At 73.9% G+C, this 21,158-nt stretch carries 22 protein-coding genes; 3 read left to right on the forward strand and 19 right to left on the reverse strand.

Annotation, left to right across the window (positions count from 1 at the left end):
• Positions 1-162: 162 nt before the first annotated feature.
• Positions 163-798, forward strand: coding sequence for a M23 family metallopeptidase (locus ACFV0T_RS30850; protein WP_385786187.1), 636 nt, complete (start codon positions 163-165; stop codon positions 796-798).
• Between the two features lie 12 nt (positions 799-810).
• Here the strand turns inward: ACFV0T_RS30850 and ACFV0T_RS30855 are convergent, their stop codons facing one another.
• From ACFV0T_RS30855 to ACFV0T_RS30865, 3 genes are all read right to left on the reverse strand, one after another.
• Positions 811-1,836 carry a glycoside hydrolase family 26 protein gene (locus ACFV0T_RS30855; protein ID WP_385786190.1) on the reverse strand — a complete coding sequence of 342 codons (1,026 nt, stop codon included), beginning with the start codon at positions 1,834-1,836 and terminating at the stop codon, positions 811-813.
• A 150-nt stretch (positions 1,837-1,986) separates the two neighbouring features.
• Positions 1,987-3,360 carry a nitrous oxide reductase family maturation protein NosD gene (locus tag ACFV0T_RS30860; RefSeq protein ID WP_385786193.1) on the reverse strand — a complete coding sequence of 458 codons (1,374 nt, stop codon included), beginning with the start codon at positions 3,358-3,360 and terminating at the stop codon, positions 1,987-1,989.
• Positions 3,361-3,441: 81 nt separating this feature from the next.
• Entirely contained in the window at positions 3,442-3,771 is a 330-nt protein-coding gene (locus tag ACFV0T_RS30865) for a hypothetical protein (RefSeq protein WP_385786196.1), read from the reverse strand.
• A gap of 248 nt (positions 3,772-4,019) precedes the next feature.
• On the opposite strand from ACFV0T_RS30865, the gene ACFV0T_RS30870 reads away from it, so the two are divergent.
• Complete coding sequence (locus ACFV0T_RS30870) at positions 4,020-4,646, forward strand: hypothetical protein (protein WP_385786199.1); 627 nt, start codon at positions 4,020-4,022, stop codon at positions 4,644-4,646.
• 97 nt (positions 4,647-4,743) lie between these two features.
• On the opposite strand, the gene ACFV0T_RS30875 is transcribed toward ACFV0T_RS30870, so the two are convergent.
• The 5 genes from ACFV0T_RS30875 to ACFV0T_RS30895 all read right to left on the reverse strand — a co-directional run bounded on the left by ACFV0T_RS30875 (position 4,744) and on the right by ACFV0T_RS30895 (position 8,090).
• Positions 4,744-5,124 (reverse strand): hypothetical protein, encoded by a 381-nt coding sequence (locus ACFV0T_RS30875; protein ID WP_385786201.1) that lies wholly within the window; start codon positions 5,122-5,124, stop codon positions 4,744-4,746.
• Between the two features lie 118 nt (positions 5,125-5,242).
• Positions 5,243-5,494 carry an SCO5918 family protein gene (locus tag ACFV0T_RS30880; RefSeq protein WP_385786204.1) on the reverse strand — a complete coding sequence of 84 codons (252 nt, stop codon included), beginning with the start codon at positions 5,492-5,494 and terminating at the stop codon, positions 5,243-5,245.
• Positions 5,495-5,571: 77 nt separating this feature from the next.
• Positions 5,572-7,152, reverse strand: coding sequence for a DEAD/DEAH box helicase (locus ACFV0T_RS30885; protein ID WP_385786207.1), 1,581 nt, complete (start codon positions 7,150-7,152; stop codon positions 5,572-5,574).
• A 151-nt stretch (positions 7,153-7,303) separates the two neighbouring features.
• Entirely contained in the window at positions 7,304-7,507 is a 204-nt protein-coding gene (locus ACFV0T_RS30890; RefSeq protein WP_385786210.1) for a cold-shock protein, read from the reverse strand.
• Between the two features lie 235 nt (positions 7,508-7,742).
• Positions 7,743-8,090, reverse strand: a complete 348-nt coding sequence (locus ACFV0T_RS30895) for a MerR family transcriptional regulator (protein WP_385786212.1) — start codon at positions 8,088-8,090, stop codon at positions 7,743-7,745.
• A 129-nt stretch (positions 8,091-8,219) separates the two neighbouring features.
• Between ACFV0T_RS30895 and ACFV0T_RS30900 the strand changes: the two genes are divergently transcribed.
• Positions 8,220-8,750 (forward strand): GNAT family N-acetyltransferase, encoded by a 531-nt coding sequence (locus ACFV0T_RS30900; protein ID WP_385786214.1) that lies wholly within the window; start codon positions 8,220-8,222, stop codon positions 8,748-8,750.
• A 16-nt stretch (positions 8,751-8,766) separates the two neighbouring features.
• On the opposite strand, the gene ACFV0T_RS30905 is transcribed toward ACFV0T_RS30900, so the two are convergent.
• The 11 genes from ACFV0T_RS30905 to ACFV0T_RS30955 all read right to left on the reverse strand — a co-directional run bounded on the left by ACFV0T_RS30905 (position 8,767) and on the right by ACFV0T_RS30955 (position 21,143).
• Positions 8,767-10,245: an NADase-type glycan-binding domain-containing protein gene (locus ACFV0T_RS30905; protein ID WP_385786217.1), complete on the reverse strand. Its 1,479-nt coding sequence runs from the start codon at positions 10,243-10,245 to the stop codon at positions 8,767-8,769.
• Positions 10,242-10,799: a phage tail protein gene (locus ACFV0T_RS30910; RefSeq protein ID WP_385786220.1), complete on the reverse strand. Its 558-nt coding sequence runs from the start codon at positions 10,797-10,799 to the stop codon at positions 10,242-10,244. Before ACFV0T_RS30910 ends, ACFV0T_RS30905 begins: the two co-directional genes overlap by 4 nt.
• A complete protein-coding gene (locus ACFV0T_RS30915; RefSeq protein ID WP_385786223.1) occupies positions 10,796-12,754 on the reverse strand; it encodes a putative baseplate assembly protein in 1,959 nt (652 codons plus the stop codon). Before ACFV0T_RS30915 ends, ACFV0T_RS30910 begins: the two co-directional genes overlap by 4 nt.
• On the reverse strand, positions 12,754-13,206 hold the full coding sequence (locus ACFV0T_RS30920) for a GPW/gp25 family protein (protein WP_385786225.1): 453 nt from the start codon (positions 13,204-13,206) through the stop codon (positions 12,754-12,756). Before ACFV0T_RS30920 ends, ACFV0T_RS30915 begins: the two co-directional genes overlap by 1 nt.
• 37 nt (positions 13,207-13,243) lie before the next feature.
• On the reverse strand, positions 13,244-15,145 hold the full coding sequence (locus ACFV0T_RS30925) for a VgrG-related protein (RefSeq protein WP_385786228.1): 1,902 nt from the start codon (positions 15,143-15,145) through the stop codon (positions 13,244-13,246).
• The gene (locus tag ACFV0T_RS30930) at positions 15,145-15,870 is read right to left on the reverse strand and encodes a LysM peptidoglycan-binding domain-containing protein (protein ID WP_385786231.1); all 726 of its coding nucleotides are present in this window, start codon (positions 15,868-15,870) and stop codon (positions 15,145-15,147) included. Before ACFV0T_RS30930 ends, ACFV0T_RS30925 begins: the two co-directional genes overlap by 1 nt.
• Before the next feature lie 29 nt (positions 15,871-15,899).
• On the reverse strand, positions 15,900-16,325 hold the full coding sequence (locus tag ACFV0T_RS30935) for a phage tail protein (RefSeq protein WP_385786234.1): 426 nt from the start codon (positions 16,323-16,325) through the stop codon (positions 15,900-15,902).
• 98 nt (positions 16,326-16,423) lie between these two features.
• Positions 16,424-20,059, reverse strand: coding sequence for a hypothetical protein (locus ACFV0T_RS30940; RefSeq protein WP_385786236.1), 3,636 nt, complete (start codon positions 20,057-20,059; stop codon positions 16,424-16,426).
• A 3-nt stretch (positions 20,060-20,062) separates the two neighbouring features.
• Entirely contained in the window at positions 20,063-20,221 is a 159-nt protein-coding gene (locus ACFV0T_RS30945) for a DUF6760 family protein (protein ID WP_385786239.1), read from the reverse strand.
• On the reverse strand, positions 20,218-20,700 hold the full coding sequence (locus tag ACFV0T_RS30950; RefSeq protein ID WP_385786242.1) for a hypothetical protein: 483 nt from the start codon (positions 20,698-20,700) through the stop codon (positions 20,218-20,220). Before ACFV0T_RS30950 ends, ACFV0T_RS30945 begins: the two co-directional genes overlap by 4 nt.
• A complete protein-coding gene (locus ACFV0T_RS30955; protein ID WP_189715094.1) occupies positions 20,700-21,143 on the reverse strand; it encodes a phage tail protein in 444 nt (147 codons plus the stop codon). Before ACFV0T_RS30955 ends, ACFV0T_RS30950 begins: the two co-directional genes overlap by 1 nt.
• Positions 21,144-21,158 lie beyond the last annotated feature (15 nt).

Genomic DNA, 21,158 nt, shown 5'->3' on the forward strand with positions numbered 1-21,158 from the left:
GCGAACCCGTCGTCGTCCACGGGCACGTCCTCTGCCGTGCCTTCCGTGAGCGGTCTGTCGGCCGCGAACCCGTCGTCGTCCACGGGCACGTCCTCCGCCGTGCCTTCCGTGAGCGGTCTGTCGGCCGCGAACCCGTCGTCGTCCACGGGCACGTCCTCCGCCGTGCCCTCCGCGAGCGGCCTGTCGGCCGCCGCCCCGGCCGCCGGTGCCGATCCCCGGGCCGCGCGCGCCGCCCTCGACCATGCGGTCACCGAGCTGCGCGCGGCCGAGCGCCGCCGCGCCGACATCCGCAGGAAGCTGTGGCGGGCGCTGGAGGCGGCCCAGCCCGGTATGGCCGGGCCCACGGCCGACTGCGCGCTGGGCCGGCGCAGCAAGAAGCCGCGCTCCACGCCGTCCGGCTGGCGGACACCGACCAGCGGCTACTGGCTGTCCGCCGGGTACGCCGCCGAGGGCGGGCACTGGCGGCACCGCCACACCGGCCAGGACTTCGCCGTCCCCACCGGCACCGAGGTGGACGCCGTCGGTCCCGGCACGGTCGCTTTCGCCACCTGCGGGGACGGGTTCGGCAACCAGGTCGTGATCCGGCACCGCGACGGCTACTTCAGCCAGTACGCGCACCTGTCCCGCATCAACGTACGGCCCGGTCAGAAGGTCGTCGCGGGCCAGCGCATCGGCGCCTCCGGCGCCACCGGCAACGTCACCGGCCCGCATCTGCACTTCGAGGTGCGGGTCACCCCGTACCTGGGCTCCGCGGTGCCCCCGCTGGCCTGGCTGCGACGGCACGGCGTGCGGATGTGACGCCACGTCGCGTCAGCGCGGGCCGTCCGGCGCCCCCAGCCGCGCGCGGTAGACGGCGGTCGCCCCGGGATTGCCGGGGCACCGCCACACCCCGTGCGGGCAGTAGTCGCTGATGGTCTGGTAGAGCGGCCGCTGCCGGGCGAACCAGTCGAGCATGCCGCGCATGTACGCGGGGTTGTCGCCGTTGCGGTACAGCCCCCACTCGGGATACGAGACGGGCTTGCCGTGCGCCCGCGCGAACCGCACCTGCTCGCGCAGGCCGTACGGCTCCGTCACCTGCTCCGAGAAGGACATTCCGCGAGGCTGGTCGTAGGCGTCCATGCCGATGATGTCGACGACGTCGTCACCCGGGTAGCAGCGGGTCCAGGGGACGGCGTCGCGGCCCCGGCTGGGCGTGAAGTCGAAACGGAAGCGCCCTCCGGGCACGGACCGCATCGCGGTGACGACGCTCCTCCAGTACCGCCGCCACGCGCCCGGGTCGGGCCCGCAGCGGTGGGTGTAGGTGACGCCGTTCATCTCCCAGCCGAGCACGACGACCGTGTCCGGCACGCCGAGCCGGACCAGCCGCTCGGCCAGGGCGCGGAAGTGTCCGTCGTAGCGGCCCGCCGCGCCGCGCCGCAGCTCGGCACGGACCGTGGCGTCGGGCAGGTGCGCCTCGGTCCGCTCCAGCATCGGCACGTTGAGCACGAACAGGCGGTCCGGGCGGGCCCTGCGCCAGTCCGCCCACAGCTCCAGGTAGCCGGGGGCGCCCTCGATGTTGCTCCAGCGGTCCCCCGGCAGGTACACGTGCCCGACCCGCGGCGCCGACGTCCGCCCGAGCCAGGTTCCGAGCTGCGCGACCCGGCGCACGCCGTCGGAGCCGTAGCCGACGTACGCGCCGAAGGCGGGCGGCGGTCCGGCCGGGGCCGCCGTGGCCGGGGCGGAGGACGGTGCCCGGCCGGGGACGCCGGCGGTCCGGGCCAGCACGCTCAGCGTGGCCAGGACCGCGACGACGACCAGACCGAGCAGCGGCCTGCGGTACATGCCGCCCAAGGCCACGAGGGCGCCTTCCTGCCGACGGATTCCTGAGGAACGGGGTCACGATGAACGGGGTCATGATGGCCCATGCCCGCGCGTCGTCGGGCCGCTCCGGGCCACCGACACCCGAAACGGTGAAGAACGGGCCCGGCCGCCGTGGTCCGGACGTGGTCAGTGGCTCGGTACGGCCTGGGCCGAGACCGGCAGGGCGAAGCTCTCCGGGGTGATCCGGCCCGGCAGGCCGACCGCCGGGGCGGGCCGGGCCGTGGGGGCACGGGGCAGGTCGGGCTGGGGCGGCGGGTACGGGACGTCCTGGAAGGAGACGCCCGGCGGCGCCTGCACGGCCCGTACGCGCCCGAGCGGTTCGCGCAGGAGCCCGGTGTCGGCCTGCTCCTGCGGGGGTTCACCGCAGCGGGTCCCGCGGGGCAGCTGCTCCGGGCTGGTCGTGGACTCCCCGTTGCCGCTGAAGCAGTTTCCCGCCGGGGCGCCGGTGCCGAGCACCAGATCGGTCCCGTTGCCGGCGACGCGGTTGTCGCGCACGGTGTTGTCGCGGGCCGGGTAGCCCTGGACGTCGCTCAGCAGCACCCCGGCCGCCAGGTTGCCGGTGACGAGGTTGCGCTCGAGGACGTCACCGCGCCCGCCGCCCGCGCCGACGCCGATGCCGAAGCCGCCGTCGGCCTGTTCGGGACTCGCGGCGTCGTTGTTGTCGGTCAGGGCGTTGCCCGCGACGACCGCCCCGTGCTGCGGGCCGAGCGCCTCGGTGTCGTCGGAGTCGAGGGTGAGCCCGACGCGGTTGCGGGAGGCGCGGTTGCCCAGCAGGTACAGCCGCTCGGAGGCGTTGGTGACCGCCATGCCGACCGCGTTGTGCTCGACGTTGTTGTGCCGTACCACCGTGTCGCAGGGGCGGCACCGGCCGACGTGGATGCCGGCGGCGGTCTGCCCGGAGGCGTAGGAGTGCTCGATGACCCCGGCGCGGGCGTCGAAGGCGTGGATGCCGTACAGGGCGTTGTTGTACGCGGTGACGTACGAGGCCCGGAAGCCGTCCAGCGGGGGGAACTTGACGGTGTCGAGCGGTTCGTAGGCGGCGGCGCCCTCGCGGCCGGTCCGGAGCTCTTCGTCGGTGACCCCGGTGAACAGCACACCGCTGGCGAGGTGGTTGCGCACGGTGAGGTTCTCGACGACCGAGCCGGCACCGGTGACGGTGATGCCGTTGGAGCGCCGGAACTCCCCGTCCACGACCACCGTCGAGCGCCGGGTTCCGCGCAGCACCACGCGCGGCTTGGCCACGGTGACGCTCTCCTGGTAGACGCCGGGGGAGACCAGCACCAGGCCGCCCGCCCGGACCTGGTCGACGGCGCTCTGGAGGGTGGGGGCGTCCTGCGGTACCCGCACGACGGCGGAGCTGCCCTGCGGTCCGCCGGAGCCCCACACGCCGACCCCGCCGCACCCCGAGGCGCCGACGATCAGCAGCGCGGCGGGCACGGTGCGCGAGAGCGCCGTGCGAAGACGTGGGAAGAGATGTTTTCGCGTGATGTCGAATGTCACGCTTGCAGATGTATCGTCCCTTTCGTCCCGACGGCCGCATCTGCCTCCCGCGACACACCGCCGCGACGACGGCGAAGGGGGTCAGTTCCGCGAACCTCGGGGCGGCTCGTCGGTGTGCGCGCGCCGGGCCTGGGAACGGCTGGTGACCAGCCAGGGCGACTCGACGGGCGGTTCCCCGGGGACGTGCCCGGTGTCCACCGTCAGATGGAGCAGGGTGCCTCGCCCGTCCACCCCCGTGGGGTAGCTGCGGGGCTCGTCGCAGCGGAAGTTCTGACGCAGGAGCCAGGCGACCCGCTGCGCGACGTCGGGATGCGCGGCGATGATCCGGACCTCGGCGAGTCCGCTCATCGGATCTTCGGGTACGTCCGGGACGCTGTCGGCGCCACGGATACGTACCGGCCACCAGCGCATGGCTTCACCTCTCCTCCACCGTACTCCGGCGCGGTCCGGCACGGTCCTGTGTGGTTCCGGCGCGGTCCCGCCTGGTCCCGCACCGTCCCGCCTGGTCCCGCACCGTCCCGCGTGGATCTGCGCCGACGGCGCCGGAGTACCGTGAAGACACCGAGGGTTACCCGAGCACCGGCCACGAAGCAGGTGCCGTTCTCGGCGATCGACGATGCCGGGGCGGGACGTCCGCACCCGGGGCAGGGATCGCCTCCATGACCGTCCACCCGACCGAACCCCGGGTCCGCGCCCATCCGTCGTGGCGGGAGCGGGGCGAGTCGCCCCGGGAGGGGGAGCGCGTCCGACCACTGAGCCGGCTCCAGGTCGAGGACCGACTGGAGGAACTGGGCGACCTGTACGCGCGGACCTCGGGCGGTGACCCCCGGGAGTGGGACCGGGCCCGCGCCCTCTTCCTGCGCCGGCTGGCGGCCGACCTGCGACGACCGGGGTTCGCCCTGCTGATCGCCGAGAACCCCGCCCTCATGGCCTGCGCCTACGGATTCTCCGTGTGCGGCGACGGCCTCCGGCGGGAGAGCTTCGGCGGAGGTCTCCCGGAGGGACTTCTCCGGCTCGCCGCGGCCGGTCGGCTGTTCACCGTCTCCGAGATCCTCGTCCCGCCCCGGGTGCGCACGCGGTACCAGAACCGGGACTGGAACCTCGCCCGACGGCTTCAGAGACGGCTGCTCACCGACCACGCCGCCACGCTCGGCATCACCCTGGTCCGCCGCTCGGACGCGGTCACCCTCGACGCGCTGCGGTCCTGGGGCTGGCGCTGCCTGGAGGCGGACGGGCGCGGGATCCTCCCGGCCGCCCCGTGCCGGGTACTGCTGCTGCGCCCCTGACCGACACCGGCGACCTGGCCTGCGGGGGCTGCGGGGAGCGGCGTCTGCGTGGGGGACCGCGCGGAGACCGCGTCCGCGTGAGGGCTGCGGGGAACGGCTACTGGTCCGAGTAGCCCATGTCCCCGATGGTCCAGGCGCTCACGTCGGCCAGCGCCACGCGGTACATACCGCCCGAGTCGGGGATGCCGAAGCTGCCCTGGAGGATGCGCGCGACATGGAAGTGCAGGTGTGTGGGCCGTCCGGTGCGTGGCGGCCGCTCGCCGCTCTCGCCGTCGGACGGAGTGAAGGCCGAAGAGAAGTGCGCGAGGTGTTCGGAGTCCCGCAGGACCTCCGCGACGCGCTCGTTCCACAGGGATTCCGGGGCCAGCCGGCCCGTGATGACGGCGCCCGGGACCACCACCGTGAGCGACATACGACTGTTGTGTTCCGACTCCACCATCGCGGCAATGCCGACAAGCAGATCATCAGGGTGTGACATGGGTGAGGAGCCTAGTCCAACGCGCCGAGATCGACAGGGACAAAACGATGCGTAAGCAGCGACGGGCCGGCCGTCCGGGAGTACCGGAGCGGCCGGCCCGAGGCGGCCGGAGCGTGGCTCAGCCCAGCTGTACGGTCGCCGAGTGGCAGGTGAAGCCGAGCCGGACCAGCGCCCGCTGCACCTCGGCCGCGGTGAAGTCCCGGCGGTCCTGCTTCGTGATCACTTCGCCGACCTGCTTGACGGGGTACACGCGGTCGCCGATGGTCACGGACACCACCCCCGCGACGGGTTCGGGCTGGATGCCCTGCATCGACTGTTCCACTTCGCTCTTGACCAGGTCGAACGGGAATCGGGCGATGACGCAGCGCATGATGCCTCCGCTGGATTGAAGGGGGAACGTCGAAACGGACTGATCTACGAGGTCGTACCCAGGTCGGTTCGGCCGGATCAGCGACCGGTGCCCTGGGTGGAGGAGCGGCCGCCGCCCTGAGCCGAGGGGCGACCGCTGCCCTGGGCGGCGGCGGAGGAGGAGCGGCGGCGGGCCTGGCCCGGCCGGCCGCGTCCGCGGCTGCTCCGGCTGCCGTTCCCGCTTCCGTTGCCGTTCCCGCCTCCGGAACCGTTCCGGCGCGCGGAGGATCCCCCGCCCTGGGGGCGTTCGACGACCGGGGGCGCGAGCGTGACGGGCACGCCCGAGGGGGCCTGCGCGCCGGTGATGCGGCTCAGTTCGGCCTCGCCCGAGCGGACCTTGGTGGTCTGCGGGGTGATCCCGGCGTCCACCATCAGGCGCGTCATGGCGCGGCGCTGGCTGGGCAGGACCAGCGTGACGACGGTGCCGGACTCGCCCGCGCGGGCCGTACGGCCGCCGCGGTGCAGGTAGTCCTTGTGGTCGCTGGGCGGGTCGACGTTGACGACGAGGTCGAGGTTGTCGACGTGGATGCCGCGGGCCGCGACGTTGGTGGCCACCAGCACCGTCACATGGCCGTCCTTGAACTGGGCCAGGGTGCGGGTGCGCTGGGGCTGCGACTTGCCGCCGTGCAGGGCCGCCGCGCGGACGCCGACGGCCAGCAGCTTCTTGGCCAGCCGGTCCGCCGCGTGCTTGGTGTCCAGGAACATGATCACTCGTCCGTCGCGGGCGGCGATCTCCGTGGTCGTGGCGTGCTTGTCGGCCTCGTCCACGTGCAGCACGTGGTGCTCCATCGTGGTGACGGCGCCCGCGGACGGGTCGACCGAGTGGACCACCGGGTCGTCGAGGTAGCGGCGCACCAGAAGGTCGACGTTACGGTCCAGGGTGGCCGAGAACAGCATCCGCTGGCCCCCGGGACGAACCTGGTCGAGCAGGGCGGTGACCTGGGGCATGAAGCCCATGTCGGCCATCTGGTCGGCCTCGTCGAGGACCGTGATGGCGACCTGGTCCAGGGTGCAGTCCCCCCGGTCGATGAGGTCCTTGAGACGGCCCGGCGTCGCGACGACGACCTCGGCTCCGCCGCGCAGGGCGCTCGCCTGCCGGCCGATCGACATGCCGCCGACCACCGTGGCGAGCCGCAGCCGCAGCGCGCGGGCGTACGGGGTGAGCGCGTCGGTGACCTGCTGGGCCAGTTCCCGCGTGGGGACCAGGATCAGGGCGAGCGGCTGCCGGGATTCGGCCCGCTGCCCGTTGATGCGGGCCAGCAGGGCGAGACCGAAGGCGAGCGTCTTGCCCGAGCCGGTGCGGCCGCGTCCCAGGACGTCCCGGCCGGCCAGCGAGTTCGGCAGCGTCGCCGCCTGGATCGGGAACGGCACGGTGACGCCTTCGGCGCCGAGCGCGCTCAGCAGGCGTTCGGGCATGTCGAGCTCGGCGAACGCCTCGACCGCGGGCAGTGCCTCGGTGCGGGTGACCGGGAGCGCGAACTCCGCGGGACGTGCGGGGGAAGCGGCGCCGCGGCCCTTGTGGCCGTTTCGCTGCCCATTTCGGGCGGCGGGGCCGGCCGAACGGGAAGAAGCGCCGCGGGAGCGGGTGGAGCTGTATTTCTTGCGAGCTGTGCGGTCCATTCAGAACCCTCCTCGATGCGGCACGTATCGAGGAATTCCAGTCGTCGGCGTCGAGCCGTACGAGGATTCGCAAGAATGAGCCGTAGAAAATGCAATGAGCTGGGGCCCGCACCCAAAAGTGCGGGCCCCAGCCACGTAGTACGCGTCAGCGTCAGGCGGGAGTGATGTTCTCGGCCTGCGGGCCCTTCTGGCCCTGCGTGACGTCGAAGTTCACCTTCTGGCCCTCCTGAAGCTCACGGAAGCCGGAGGTGGCGATGTTCGAGTAGTGGGCGAACACGTCAGCGCCGCCACCGTCCTGCTCGATGAAGCCAAAACCCTTTTCCGCGTTGAACCACTTCACGGTGCCAGATGCCATATTGAATCTCCCTTGGGGCAGTGCCCGGAATCCGCACCTTGCAGATCCGGAGTCGCAACGATGGCAAACAAAAAGAGTGCTCGTCGACAAAAGGTCGGGAGAGCACTCGAAGTCTCTGGTAACCAAAACTGCAACTGCTATCACGTTAGCACAGGTCGGGGCACACTGCCCATGGCCATTCCCGCGCAGCGCGCGAGGGTATATCTGCAGTCGCCGGGATAGATATCTGATCGCGTCAGGGGGCTTCCTCGGCGGCTGCGGTGTCGCCGGCCCGTCGGCGCATCGCCTCGTTCAGGCGCAGGGCCTCGTCGAGCTGGTCCTCGAGGATGATGATCCGGCAGGCCGCCTCGATGGGGGTGCCCTGGTCGACGAGCTCACGGGCGCGGGCGGCGATGCGCAGCTGGTAGCGGGAGTAGCGGCGGTGACCCCCGTCCGAACGGAGCGGAGTGATCAGCCTGGCCTCGCCGAGGGCCCGCAGGAAGGCCGGGGTGGTACCGAGCGCCGCGGCGGCCCGCCCCATGGTGTAGGCGGGGTAGCCGTCGTCGTCGAGGTTGTCGATGCCGGGGGAGTTCTCGGCGGGCATGGCACCTTCGTCGCTAGAAACCTACCGCCACTGAAATTCAAACCTTACTGCCGCCACAACAGAGTATCCACCCGCCCCCGCGGCCCGTTCTCCGTTGATCGGCTGTGGCGGGTGGGATACGAATGGTCCGTGATACGTGGTGAGAAGGTCGGGTTGCGGACCCGGCAGGACAGTGATGTCCAGGTGTTCCAGGCGGAGTTGTACCAGGACGTGGCGACGCGGTCCCGCGTCGACTCGTGCCCCTGGCGTCCCCTCCCGCCGGAGGCGGCGGAGTCGCCCGCCGCGGCGGCCGCTCCGGCGGACACGAAGGCGTACTTCTCGGTGGTGGAGCTGTCGTCACGGGAGCTGGCGGGCGAGGCGATGCTGTGGGGTGTCGACCCGCACAACAGGACGGCCCATCTGGGCATCTCGCTGCTGCCCGGGTTCCGGGGGCGCGGGCTGGCGGCTGATGTGGTGCGGGTGCTGTGCGAGTACGGGTTCGCCGTACGGGGCCTGCACCGGCTTCAGGTCGAGACCCTCGCCGACAACGCCCCGATGATCGCCGCCGCCACCGGGGCCGGTTTCACCGTCGAGGGCACCCTGCGCCGCTCCGCCTGGGTGTACGGCGCCTTCGTCGACGTGGTCGTGCTCGGTCTGCTCGTGGAGGAATGGGCCCGGTGAGGGGCCCCGGGCGTCCTCAGGAGGAGTTGGCGCTCGACGGGCCGAAGAACTCGATCTCGGCGATGGAGATCTGCTTGCTCGCGGAGACCGCGTAGGCCGACTCGACGGTGAAGCGGACCTTGGTCACCTCGCCGGCCCGGAAGGCGCGGCGCTGGCCGCCGGCGGCCTGGTCCAGGGTGAGTTCCCGGGTCGTGGTCCTCCCGTCCTTCGTGGTGATCGTCGCCTTGAGGCGGTGCGGCAGCGCCGACTGGGTGAGCTGGTCGGGGCGGATGGAGACGCCCGGCGTGATGATCAGGTCGAGGAGCCGGGTCGGCTCGTCGAAGGTGGCCTCGATCCACTGGCCCTCGCCGGACTGCGAGACCCCCGGACCCCACCAGGTGTTGTTGATCTTGTCGAAGGCGAGCTGCGGCTGGTGCCCCTGGTAGGAGCGCGAGGCCTGGATCCGGTCCGGGGCGACGGGGGCGCGCTTGGCGAAGTGGTCGCGGGTGGTCTGCACGGCGGCCGGGGTGTGGACACCGGCGAGAACCAGCAGGGTGAGGACGACCGCGGCCACCACCCAGGTCAGGACGCGGTCGAAGGTGCGGCGCAGCCGTGGGCGGTCGCCGGCCCACGGGGTGTCCCGGTTGCCGGGGTTCAGCAGGCGGCGCCACCAGGGGCGGTGGAGTGCCGGCGCCCGGTCGTCCCTGGCCATGGGCATCGCACAGCGGGCGCAGAAGTGCCGGTCGGGCCGGTTGGGGGTGGCGCACCAGGGGCAGGGCGTGCCGTTCTCGTCGCCACGAAGGGGCTCCGGGGCGCGTACCTGCGGCCGGTCCGCGTCCGGCCGGCCCGGCAGCACCGGGGCGACCGACGGGCCGGCGGCGGGCCGGTCCTCCGGGTCGGCGACGGGGACCAGCAGGGAACGGGCCCGGGCGGCCATCGTGTCCCCCAGGGCGGCGGCCGAGGGCACGGGCTCGGTGGGTGCGGTCTCGTCGGGTGCGGGTGCGGGTGCGGGTGCGGGTGCGGGGGTGGCGGCAGGGGTGGGCCGTACGTCTGTGTCGCCCGGGCTCGATGCGTCGCCGGTGCCTGCTGCGTCGTCCGCGCCCGATGTGGTGCTCGCGCCCGACGCTGCGGGAGTGTCCCCATGGGCCGGAGCCGGAGCCGGAGCCGGAGCCGGAGCCGGAGCCGAAGCCGGGGCCGTCGCCGTTCCGGCGGTGGGGTACGGACGCGGGACGCCGTGGGGCCGTGCCTCGGCGGACGGGAGGGCGGAGCCGTGACCGCCCGCGGTTCCGACGCGTCCCGCCGCCCCCTCGAAGCCGGTCGGTGACGCCCCGCCGTCGTCCGTCGCGGCGGACGTCCCCGAGTGCGGGGCCGACCCGCTCGGCGCGGTGGTGCCGGAGCCCGCCGCGGTGCGGGCCGGTGTCCGGTCCGTCCAGCTCAGTACGGCACCGCAGGCGTCGCAGAACGACTGGCCCGGTTCCGCCCGGGTGCCGCACTCGGCGCAGTTCTGGGTGGTCATCTCTCCGGGGTCCTTTCGGCGACGGTCACCTTGACCGTGTAGGGCATGTGGGCGGGGCGGGCGGCCGCCACGAGGGCGTCCAGACGGTGTTCGTCCGCGGGGCCCGGGTCGGGCAGCCGGACCGTGACGTGCAGGCGGGGCCGGGGGTCACCGGGGACCGGGCCGAGCGGACCGGCGCTCCAGGCGGCCGCGCCGCTCTCGGAGATCTCCGGCTCGACGCCGAAGGCCAGCCGCACCGCCTCGGCCAGCCCGCGCCGGGTGCCCCGCACCCGGTGCAGATACGCGGCGGCGGCCACGGCGGCCCGCAGCCGGTCCTCCGGTTCGGTGCCGTCGGTCTCGGCGCCGACCCAGCCGGCCAGCCAGCGGGTGAAGTCGACCGGGGCCAGGGCCGGGTCGAAGTACGCGGGCAGACAGTCGAGGACGTTGAGGACGGGGGCGATCACCTCGTCGAGCCCGGCCACGAAGCGCTGCGCGAGGTCGTCGTCGGCGAAGACCGCGGGCAGCATCATCCCGATCGGGGCGGACGAGCCGAGCCCGTCGACGGAGCCCCTCACGCGCCGTCCCCGATCACCCGGACGCGGTGGTCGAAGGAGAAGACGAGGGACGGGGCGCCGAGGTCGATGCGGTCCGTCGCGTCGCCCCGCTTGCCCGTCAGGGGGTCGGCGGGATGCAGGGTGACCTGGTCGACCAGCTCCACGCCGGGCACCCGCTGCAGCACCGCGAAGACCTCGCCCGACTGCACGGGCCTGCCGAACGGCCAGCCGCGCCCGTCCGCGCCGCCGGTCAGCGGGTCGAGGTGACGGTAGAGGGCGTCATGGGCCTGCCGGCGCACCCGGTCGGCGTCCACGCCCCGGAAGGCGTGCACGGTGGCCACCACGGTGACGCCCTGGTAGTACGGCGGTCCGACCGCCAACCGGGTGCCGATCAGGCGGCGTTCGTCCAGGTGTCGGGTGATGCGGTCCAACAGGGCGTCACCCGGCACCAGTTGCTCGAAGCGGAGGCGGCCGCCCGGGTCGGGGACCGCCTGCGGGACGACCAGGACCCGGACCGCGTAGGCACCGTGCTCGCTCTCGTCGCCCTCCAGGCAGGTGATGCGCGCCGTCTCCGGGGCGGCCCGGCGGGCCAGCTCCTCGTAGTCGCGCAGGGTCACCGCACGCTCCTGGGCGCGCAGCGTGATCGGCGCGCGGGCCTTCGCCTCCTCCACCGTCTCGCCCTCGACCCCGCCGCGCGCGGCCTCGCGGTTGACGACCTCGGAGACGTACGGGACGGAGGTGCGCAGCACCCGGACGGCGCCGCGGGCCACGTTGCCCGCGCGGCCGCCGCCGGTGCGGTAGCGGCGGGCGCGCAGCACGGCGCCCTTGGGGGCGACTGCGCCGTACTGGCGCAGGGTGCCGTCGGGTTCCCGTACGGACGGGCCGAAGGCGATCTCGCCGGTGGTGGCGTCGAGGGTGAGGTGCCGGTCGTCCGGGCCGGAGGCGGCGAAGTGCGGGACGACCTGCCAGTCCTCCCAGCCCTCGCGCTCCGCGCTCTGCAGCAGGAGCGGCGGGGTGTCGCCGACGACCGGCGCGTGCGCGAGCCGCAGCCGCTGGCCGGGCAGGCCGGTGGACTCGCCGAGCGCCTCGTCGTACACCGTCTCGGCGTGCAGGGCCGGGGCGGTGCCGCCCACCGTGAACGCCTCGGCCGAGCGCACGGTCGGCGAGGTGGTGTAGAAGGGCTGGCCGGGCAGCGGCTCGGTGACCCGGCAGCGCAGCCAGCCCGCCTCCTGGCCGCCGGAGCGTGACAGGACGTGACCGCCGGGCACGTGCAGCACGACCTCGCCGGGCCGGTTGAGGCCGCCCGTGCCGTCCCGGTCGACCTCGCAGCCGCGCCAGCCGTCCTCCGTCCACGCCTCCCACACCAGCGGCGGCTGGCGCGGGTCGACGCCGACACCGTCCACCCGGCTGTCCAGCTCCAGCGCCACCGCGCAGTGCGGTACGGCCGCGGTCAGCCCGAACAGCACGCAGTCACCGTGCCGCGGTGCCTCCGCGAAGCACAGCAGGTCCTTGCCCTCGGCGAGGTCGGTGGTCCGGTCGGTGACCGCCTCACCGTCGTGCTGCACCACCAGGTGGCGCAACGAGCAGGGCACGACGGAGAGCCGCCGTTCGGTGGCGAAGACCACCGCCTCCTCGCTCTCGGTGCGCACGGTGGCGATCTCGGTGCCCACCGGCAGCAGCACGGGCTCCTCCTGCGGCGCCGACAGCCAGAACGTGACGTCCGTACGGGCCGCCGAGGGCGGGAACAGCGTGATGCCGACCAGGTCCAGGAACGCCAGATGGTTCTTGTCCGGCACCCGGTTGAGCCGGTAGACGATCTGGTCGGCCATGTGCGCGACCGTCTCGACGAGGGTGACGCCCGGGTCGGACACGTTGTGGTCGGTCCACTCGGGCGCGCGCTGCTGGATGTAGCGCTTGGCGTCGTCGACGAACTGCTGGAAGCGGCGGTCGTCGAGGTTGGGGGAGGGCAGGGCCATCAGCGGTCGCTTTCGGGGGAGGTGCCGGGGACGCCGTCGGAGGCGGAACTGCCCGGCTCCTCGTGGGACGGGATGACGTAGAACGGGAAGACGAGGCTGCGCGGGTTGTTGGTGCCGCGGATCGAGTAGCGGACGTCGATGTACAGCACGCCCTGCTCGGCGCCCGCGGTGACCTCCACGTCGTCGACCTCGATACGGGGCTCCCAGCGGTCGAGGCTGGTGTACACCTCGTGCTGGATGCGGCCCGCGGTGGCCTCGTTGACCGGGGCGAACACCAGGTCGTGGATGGCGCACCCGAACTCCGGGCGCATCGGCCGCTCGCCCGGCGCGGTCGCCAGCACCAGCCGGACGGCCTCCTCGACCTCGCGTTCGCCGCTGACCAGCGCGATGCCTCCGGTGGGCCCGATGCGCAGCGGGAACGCCCACCCGGACCCCACGAACTGTTCGGCCATCAGACGCCCACCGGCCCTTCCGTACGCTGCGCGGCGGTCACATCGGCACCGGCTTCCCGTTGATGGTGACCACGCCCATGAGCGGGACGGTGACGGCGCGGATGCCCACGTCGGCGATGGAGTTGACCTGGACGCTGCCGCCCGCGCTCAGGCTCGCGGCGCCGACCGCCTTGAGGCTGAGCGCGCCCATCGCGTCCACGCTGACCGCGCCGGCCAGCGACTTGACGTTGACGACGCCGCGGCCCTCGATGCTGAGCGGTCCGCCGCTCTTGATGGTGAGCCGCCGGCCCGCGCTGAGCGTGAGGTCCGTCCCCGCCTCCACGGACACCGACCTGGTGCCCGTGATGCTGACCGCGCCCTTGCTGTCGACGGTGATCTCGGTCTTCGTCCGGTCGAGGTTGATGACGAGCCGGTCGTCGCCGGAGGCCACCCGCACGCCCTGCTTGCGGCCGCCGGTCGTCTGGCTGAGCAGGTCCACGCGGTTGCCGTCCCGGTCGGACAGCGTGTGCCGGACCGCCCGGCGGCGGGCCCCGTCGTGCAGCGGCACGTCCTTCACCGGCGTCGGCCGGTCCTTGCCGTTGTAGAGACCGCCGATGACGTACGGGTGGTCGAGGGCGCCCCGGTCGAAGGCGACGAGGACCTCGTCGCCGACGTCCAGCGGGAAGATCGAGCCGCCGCCCTTGCCGCCCCACTGCACCACCCGCGTCCAGTCGCTGACGTAGGCGTCGTCCAGCCACGGGAACCGGAGCTTGACCCGGCCCTGCCTGAGCGGGTCCAGGATGTCGGTGACCAGGGCGTTGGCCGTGCCGGGCAGCCGCAGTCCGCCGTCGGCGCCGCCGCCGGAGGCCAGCCCGTACAGCGAGCGCCACTGCCGTCCGCTGACGGTGACCCACGCCTCGTAGTGCTTGCCGTCGCCGAAGACGTGCCGCACGGAGGTGGCGGTGTACTTGCCCTCGAAGGGCGCGCCGACGTCGGCGAGGGTGACGGGCAGGCCCGGCCGCAGTTTCGGCGTGCCGCGCGCGACGACCTCCAGCTCGGCGAACGACGAGGTGACGTCGTCGGCGAGGGCCTCGGCGGCGAACTTCACCTCCGACTGCCGGTCGTACGGCGTCTGCGCGTCGACCAGTTTGGCGGGCTTGAACTTGCGGGCCGCCGCGCCGGGCGTGGTCCCGATGCTGATGCCGGGGTTGTCGAGGGCGGGCGCGGTCGCGGTGAGCTGCTTCTTCGTGGTGACGTCCCAGCCGCGTGCCTCGACCGAGCCGACCTGCTCGGCGGCGGTGACCGCGGCCCGCAGCCGCAGGATGTCGGTGCCGGCCTCCAGCACGAACGGGCTCTTCTCGCCGGGCGTGCTGACCGGCGGCGCGCCGGACGCGGGGTCCGGCCGGACGAACTGGAACTTCCCCTTCGAGTCGATGGACATCACCATCTCGTTCTCGTCGGCGAGCCGCGCGAGGAAGTCCCAGTCGGTGACGTTGGCCTGGCTGATGAACTCGTACACCGTCTTCGTCGACTGGACCCGCCCGACCGGGACGCCGTCCTGGGCGGCGAGCCTGCGGGCGATGTCCGAGGCGCTCTGGTTGCGGTACGCCGCCACCCGGCGCCGCCGCATCAGGCGGTGCCCGTGGTCGTAGCCGCGGATGACGGTGAACGTGCCGGTGCCGTCGTAGTCGGCCTCCAGGCCGCACACCTCCCCGGTCAGCAGCGGGTCCGCGGCGCCCTTGCCGTCGGCGACCGGGGCGAGCACCACCGGGGTCCCGAACGTCACGCCGAGCTTGCCGAGGAGCTGTCGGTAGGGGTCGCGGAAGGTCAGCCGGAACGCGGCCGGCACCCCGAGGCCCTGGTCGACCCAGCCGTCCACCAGCAGCGGGGCGAAGTCCGGCGGCAGCGGGCTGCCGCCCAGGGTGACCTGGATGACGCTGGAGTAGGCGGACTGCACCATCAGAAACGCACCTCCTCGGCGGCGGGCAGCACCAGTTCGACACCGGTGGGCAGGCGGGTGGGGTCGTCGATGCCGTTGGCCTCGGCGATCGCCCGCCACGCGGACGCCTCGCCGTACTCCCGCCAGGCCAGCGACTGGAGCGAGTCGCCCGCCACCACCCGGTGCACGCGCTGCGCGGTCAGCGCGCCCGAGGTCGGGTTCTGTCCCTTGGTCCGGCTGGGGATCTCGTGCAGCCGGACCTGGCAGGTGGCGCGGATCGGGACACCGGTCGTGCCGAACAGCGAGTAGTTCACCTCGACGCTGCTGACGTAGGAGGTGAAGCGGGCCGTGGAGAACGACCCCCACTGGAAGACCACCCAGGGCGGCGACGGCTGCTTCGCCGCGATGCTCTTCGTGGTGACCTCGCAGCACTCCAGCAGCGACTCCACCTTCTTCAACACGGTGTTGCTGCCCGGCGCGGCGGAGGAGTCGAGGAAGATCTCCACGGTCAGCTCGCGCGGCTCGGGGCCCATGAACTCCGGTACGGAGCCGTCCCGTACGGCCGCCGTCGGTGTCACCTTCCACTGGGCGCGACGTCCCAGCGACAGCTGCGCCGGGTTGAAGTCGAACCCGAACGACCTGATCAGGCCGCCCGGCGTGGTGCTCGAACCGACCGGCGGCTCGTGGATCGCGAGCGTGGCGCGGACCAGGCTCTTGCCCGCCCCGCCCTTGCTGCCCTTGGCCATGTTCCCTGCCCTCCGCCCTTTCGCCTCGCTCAGTCCGTGAAGCCGTGGTGGGTGATCTCCAGGACCTCGTTGGCGACGCCCGGACTGGCCGGATCGAGGGAGGGCCCCTGCCAGCTGACCGGCAGTACGTCGATCAGCCCCCACCGGGCGACCTCCGAACCGTCCGCGCGCAGCGCCGCGATCTGCGCGGTCGGCCGGGTCACGCCGGTGGTGACGGACGAGATCCACTTGGCGACCTTCGTGGTGTCCGGGGTGAGTGGGCGGGTCAGCCGGATCGTGGAGAACGTCACCCGGGAGGGCAGCTGCCACACGAACCCGTTGTTCCCGCCCTCCTGACGGCGCTCGATCTCCACGGTGGACGACAGCCCCTCGCACCCGTTGAAGTAACCGAGGCTCTCCCCGTCGATGGTCAGGGTGAAGAAGATGGTGGAGCCCGGGTCGAGATCGCGGGACATCGAGTCGGCCTGGCCTTTCTGGAGGCGGGGTGGCGGGGGCGGTGCGTCTGGCGGGGTGTGTCTCGTGCGGTGTGGTCCGGGCGGTGCGTCCGCGGGGGTCAGCGGCGGGGGTCGCGGAGTCTGCCGACCCGTTCCCGGTCGAGGCGTAGCTCGGTGCGCAGCAGCCGGGTGATCCGGCCGGTCAGCCGGTGCGTCAGCTCGTCGAGCTGGAAGTCGGTCAGCGCCCGGGGGTCGAATCCGCCCCGGGGGACTTCCTCGTAGGCGGGCGGGGGAGCGCTCTCGGAGTACGGCGGGGGCGCGTCGCCCGAACCGGACCGCGTACGGCTGTCGGAGCCATGGTGCGTGGGCGGGGTGCGCTGAACGGGGGCGGGCAGGGCTGGGGGTGTCGCGGGGACCGGGGTCGAGGTCGGGAGCGGGCGCGGTGGTGCGGGGATGGGCGGCAGGGGGCTGCGCTGGATGAGGGGCGTGGGGGTGAGCGGGGGGCCGGGGGCTTGGACCGGCGGGGTGTTCGGGGCCGATGAGGCGAGTGGGGTGGATGGGGCGATGGGGAGGGGGCTGCGCTGGACGAAGGGGGTGAGGGGGGCGGGGCGGCTGGTGGATGCCTGTGCCTGTGCGGGTGTGGCCGGGTGGCGTGGGGGGTGCCGCTGCGCGGTGGGGGCGGCGTCGACGGCGGGCTCGGTGCGGCGCAGTGGTACGGCTGCCGGTGCGCTCCGGCGGCGCTGGACGGCACGCGGTTCGGCCCGTGGCACGGGCGGGGTCAGCGCCCTGGCGGGGGTCAGCGGGAGTCCGGGCGCGGGCGTCCGATGAGAAGTCTCCCCGGCCGGCGGCGCGACGAGTCGCCGTTCCGGGCCGGGCGTGGCCGGGGCGAGGGCGGTGGTCGGCACGGGCGAGGTGGGTGCGGTGCCGGCGCCGGTGCGCGATCCGGGGTGGGGACCTGGCACGGTGACGCGCTGGACAAGGGGAGGACCGGCCGGGCGCGGGTGGACAGAGGGGGGTGAGGGGGCTGTGGGGGTCGCCGGGGGCACGAAGGTCGCGCCGGGCGTGGCGGTGACGGGGTGGTGGGTGCCGGACGGCCTGCCTGGACCGGGAAGGACGGAATTCGCGGACCGGGCGGCCGGGTCGGTCGCGGGCGGCGTGACCCGCGGCGGGCCGGAGACAGTGCCGCGTTGTACGGGGGGCAGAGCGATCGAGGGCGTGGCTGGGGTGGGGCGAGTGAGGCGGGGGGTGGTGGGTCCGGGGACCGTGGCGCGTCGTTCGGGGAGCGGGTGCGCCGGGAGCGGAGCCGGGGTGGTGTGCGGTGCCGCGGTGTGCGGTACGGGCGGCGGGGCGGCGTCGGGGGTGGTGGCGCCCTCGGCGCGGGGTCGGCCGACCTGGAGCGCGGCCGGGACGGCGGTGGTGGGGCCGGCCGGGACGGCGCCGGGGGGCGCAGAGCGCCGCGCGAGGGGTAGGGCGAGCGAGGACGTGGCGCCGGTGGAGGCGCTGGTGGCCGAGGGCGTGGCGCGTCGCACGGGAGGCCGGCCGATCGGGGGTGTGGTCGAGGCGCCGGTGGTGGGACCGGGCAGGACGGCGCCGGGAGTTGCAGGGCGCTGAGCGGCGCTCGGAGGTGTCGCGGTGGCGGGCGTGCCGGTGCCCAGGGGCATGGCGCGTCGCACGGAGGGCTGGGCGGCCCGGGGCGTGGTGGTGGTCGGGCCCGAGGGTGTCGCGTGTTGCACGGGGGGCGTCTGCGGGGTGGCCGGTGTGGGGACGGCCGCGCGAGGCGTGGTGGTCGGCGGCCGGGTGGTGGCAGGGCTTTGACCGGCGGGGCTTTGACCCGCAGGGCCGGAGGCCGTGGCGTGCCGGCCGGTGGGGCCGGATGCCGGGGCCGGTCCGGAAGCGGGGGACGTCGGGTGGGCCGTGCTCGGCCGGTCGAGCAGCGGAGTCGCGTCCACGGGGCGCGCGGGGAGCGGTGCTCCGAGCAGCGGGCGGCGCGACGACCGCTCGGCGGACGGGGACGGGGACTGCGAGGGCGCGCCGGGGACCGGGGTGGTGCCGCGCTGTACCGGCGCGGGCGTCTGTCGCCGAGGTGCGCCGAGCGTGGGGCGCTGCGGGCTCGGCCCGGAAGTCGGCGGGTGTGCCGGGGAGTCGGCGATGCGCTGGACGCCGGTCGGAGGTGTCCCGACGGTCGTGTGCCGGTCCGCGTCGGAGGCGGGCCCGCGGGGTGCGCCGAGTGCGGGCTGCTTCCCGCTGGGCTCGGAAGTTGGCTGGTAGGAGGGGGAGTTGGCGGGTCGGTCGGCGGGTGCGGGCGTGTGGGACGGCGTCGCACCGCCCATTTCCCGGGCGGGGTGGGCGATGCGCTGGACGCCGGTCGGAGGTGTCCCGACGGTCGTGTGCCGGTCCGCGTCGGAGGCGGGCCCGCGGGGTGCGCCGAGTGTGGGCTGCTTCCCGCTCGGCTCGGAACCCGACCCGCGTGAGGGGGAGTTGGCGGGTGCGGGCGTGTGGGACGGCGTCGTACCGCTCATCTCCCGGGCGGGGTGGGCGGCAATGCGCTGGACGCCGGTCGGAGGTGTCCCGGCCGTCGTGTGCCGGTCCGCGCTGGAGCCGGGTCCGAGCGGTGCCCCGAGCGCGGGCCGCTTCGTGCTCGGCTCGTAAGTCGGCTGAGGCGAAGCGGAGTTGGAGACGTGGTCGGCGGCCGCGGGCGTGCCGGACGGCGCCGCACCGCCCGTCTCCCCCGCGGAGTACCCGGCCCGCTGGACGGTGACCGGACGCGTCCGGGCCGTCCCGCCCGGCGCGGACCGGCCCGCGACGGAGGCGCGCCCGGGCGGAGCACCGACGGGAGAACCGAGCGGTGCACCAAGGGGTGCGCCGAGCCCCGGCCGGGGCGGGGCGACCCGCTGGACCTGGGGTGTCTGGGGTGCCCGAGGCGCCTGGGGTGCGGCCGGCGCGTTCGACACCCGTGTCAGGGGAGCGGACGGGCCGGGCACGACCGTACGCCGTACGCTCTCCGGCCCGGCGGTACCGGCAGGTGGTTCGGACCCGCCGGAGCGGCCCGGTGCGCTTTCCCGGCCGGTCACCGCCGCCGTCCGCCGCACGGCAGGCGCTTCCGGCACGTCGGGGGCCGCGGCAGGCTCCGCGGTGCCGGAGGCGCCGCCGTCGGTGTCCTGGCCCCCGCCGGGAGCCGGGTCCGCCGTACCGCCGCCGACCCGGGCGCTCGGAGCCCGCGCGGGCAGGACACGGCGCTGCACGGGGGCCCCGGCCGACCGCGTCAGCGGGGCCGGAGCGGCCGGGCGGGGCTGGACCGGGGAGACGCGCATGCCTCGCGCGGCCGGGACGGGGGCCGTGGGCGGCATCGCCGGGGCGGGCTCCGGCGTGGCCGACGGCAGGGTGCGGGAGGGCTGTTGGGGGGAGGCCGCAGACCCGGGAGAGGACAGCACGGTACCCACCAGTCCGCCCGGGGCGCCGTTGAGCACGGCGTGCGACAGGGTGCCGGTGAAGGTGGGGTTCTGCCAGGTGGCCAGCCGGCCCCCGAACCCCGGGTCCGCGACGCCCGCCGACGAGGAGGAGGCGGACGCCCGCTGGATGGGCGGCAACCCGGGCCAGCCCACTCCACGCGGCACCGCCCCGGCCACGGACGCCTGACCGGCACCGGACGCCCCGCCGACCGTCGACGCGTCAGCACCGGACGCCTCGTCGACGCGCCCCGCCCCGCCCGGCGTGGTCCTCGGCCGTGCGCCCCGCAGTCGTTCCAGGAACCCCATGTCTCAGCCCTCCGCCCCGCTCCGCGTCACCAGGGACGCGATCCCGTCCGCGAAACGGCGCCGGTCGTGGTGTTCCAGGTCCAGGATCTCCGCCAGGCTCCAGTGGAAGTGGAAGGCGACGTACGCGATCTCCTCGTGCAGCCGGTCGGTCGCGTACGTCACGATTCCCCCAGGCGGCTCCCGCCGAGTTCCACCTCGAAGGGCTCCGAGCAGTGGGGGCACTGCACCGAGGCGCGGGTGTGGCCCTCGGCGTTGACCTGGCGGTAGAAGTCCTGGAGGAACGCCAGGTCGGAGGCGAACATGTTCTCCACGATCCCGTCGTGCACCAGCGCCAGCGTGCCCAGCCGGGTGATGACCCGGCCCAGCAGCACCACCGACAGGTAGGCGGGGTTCTCCTGGACCCGGATGTCCCGCAGCGGCACCAGTTCGTCGCGGGCCGTCGCCAACCGCATCACGCCGTGGCGGTGGACCGTGCCCGACTCGTCGACGTAGCCGCGCGGCAGTTCGAAGGGGAACTCCGTCTGAAGACGCTGCGCGAGCGGCGCGGGCTCGGGCGCGGGCGTCGGCGCCGCGGCCGGGACCTGAGTGGTCTCCCGCTCCTCGCCCGCCGGCGCCGTCGCCCGTACAGCCGAACGCCGCATTACTCGATGACCAGTTCTTCGAACGTGATCGTCACGGTCTCGGTCAGCGCCGCGGCCTCGCCGGCCTTCACCGTGCTGGTGTCGATCTTGCTGCACCAGGCGTTGCGCATGTTGTACCGCTTGACCGGGTTGTTCTGGTAGTCCATCACCATGATCGTGGCGTTCTTGCGGGCGGTGCCCATCACGCCGTTGATCGACTCGGTGATCCACTGGTTGAACGCCGCGGACTGCGTCATACCGCGGACGACCGTGCAGGTGCCCGCCTTCTTCACGCCCGGCAGCTTCTTGGTGACCGGCTTGCCCTGCGCGGAGACCTGCTGGTACTCGATGACGTCCTGTTCCAGGCTGAGGCCGCTGACCTCGGCGAGGTACTCGACCATCACGCCGTCGATCTGGAGGCCGAAATTATGTGAGGTGAGGGCGTCACCCGGCTGGAGACTCATGTGTTCGCTGTCCTT

The organism is Streptomyces sp. NPDC059582, from assembly GCF_042735715.1.
GTDB lineage: Bacteria > Actinomycetota > Actinomycetes > Streptomycetales > Streptomycetaceae > Streptomyces.

Coding starts and splice junctions, on each gene's coding strand:
- ACFV0T_RS30955 (WP_189715094.1), bottom strand. CDS start 21,143: ATGAGTCTCCAGCCGGGTGACGCCCTCACCTCACATAATTTCGGCCTC.
- ACFV0T_RS30870 (WP_385786199.1), top strand. CDS start 4,020: ATGACCGTCCACCCGACCGAACCCCGGGTCCGCGCCCATCCGTCGTGG.
- ACFV0T_RS30885 (WP_385786207.1), bottom strand. CDS start 7,152: ATGGACCGCACAGCTCGCAAGAAATACAGCTCCACCCGCTCCCGCGGC.
- ACFV0T_RS30925 (WP_385786228.1), bottom strand. CDS start 15,145: ATGGTGCAGTCCGCCTACTCCAGCGTCATCCAGGTCACCCTGGGCGGC.
- ACFV0T_RS30950 (WP_385786242.1), bottom strand. CDS start 20,700: ATGCGGCGTTCGGCTGTACGGGCGACGGCGCCGGCGGGCGAGGAGCGG.
- ACFV0T_RS30905 (WP_385786217.1), bottom strand. CDS start 10,245: ATGACCACCCAGAACTGCGCCGAGTGCGGCACCCGGGCGGAACCGGGC.
- ACFV0T_RS30935 (WP_385786234.1), bottom strand. CDS start 16,325: ATGTCCCGCGATCTCGACCCGGGCTCCACCATCTTCTTCACCCTGACC.
- ACFV0T_RS30880 (WP_385786204.1), bottom strand. CDS start 5,494: ATGCGCTGCGTCATCGCCCGATTCCCGTTCGACCTGGTCAAGAGCGAA.
- ACFV0T_RS30875 (WP_385786201.1), bottom strand. CDS start 5,124: ATGTCACACCCTGATGATCTGCTTGTCGGCATTGCCGCGATGGTGGAG.
- ACFV0T_RS30895 (WP_385786212.1), bottom strand. CDS start 8,090: ATGCCCGCCGAGAACTCCCCCGGCATCGACAACCTCGACGACGACGGC.
- ACFV0T_RS30930 (WP_385786231.1), bottom strand. CDS start 15,870: ATGGCCAAGGGCAGCAAGGGCGGGGCGGGCAAGAGCCTGGTCCGCGCC.
- ACFV0T_RS30940 (WP_385786236.1), bottom strand. CDS start 20,059: ATGGGGTTCCTGGAACGACTGCGGGGCGCACGGCCGAGGACCACGCCG.
- ACFV0T_RS30915 (WP_385786223.1), bottom strand. CDS start 12,754: ATGGCCCTGCCCTCCCCCAACCTCGACGACCGCCGCTTCCAGCAGTTC.
- ACFV0T_RS30890 (WP_385786210.1), bottom strand. CDS start 7,507: ATGGCATCTGGCACCGTGAAGTGGTTCAACGCGGAAAAGGGTTTTGGC.
- ACFV0T_RS30920 (WP_385786225.1), bottom strand. CDS start 13,206: ATGGCCGAACAGTTCGTGGGGTCCGGGTGGGCGTTCCCGCTGCGCATC.
- ACFV0T_RS30865 (WP_385786196.1), bottom strand. CDS start 3,771: ATGCGCTGGTGGCCGGTACGTATCCGTGGCGCCGACAGCGTCCCGGAC.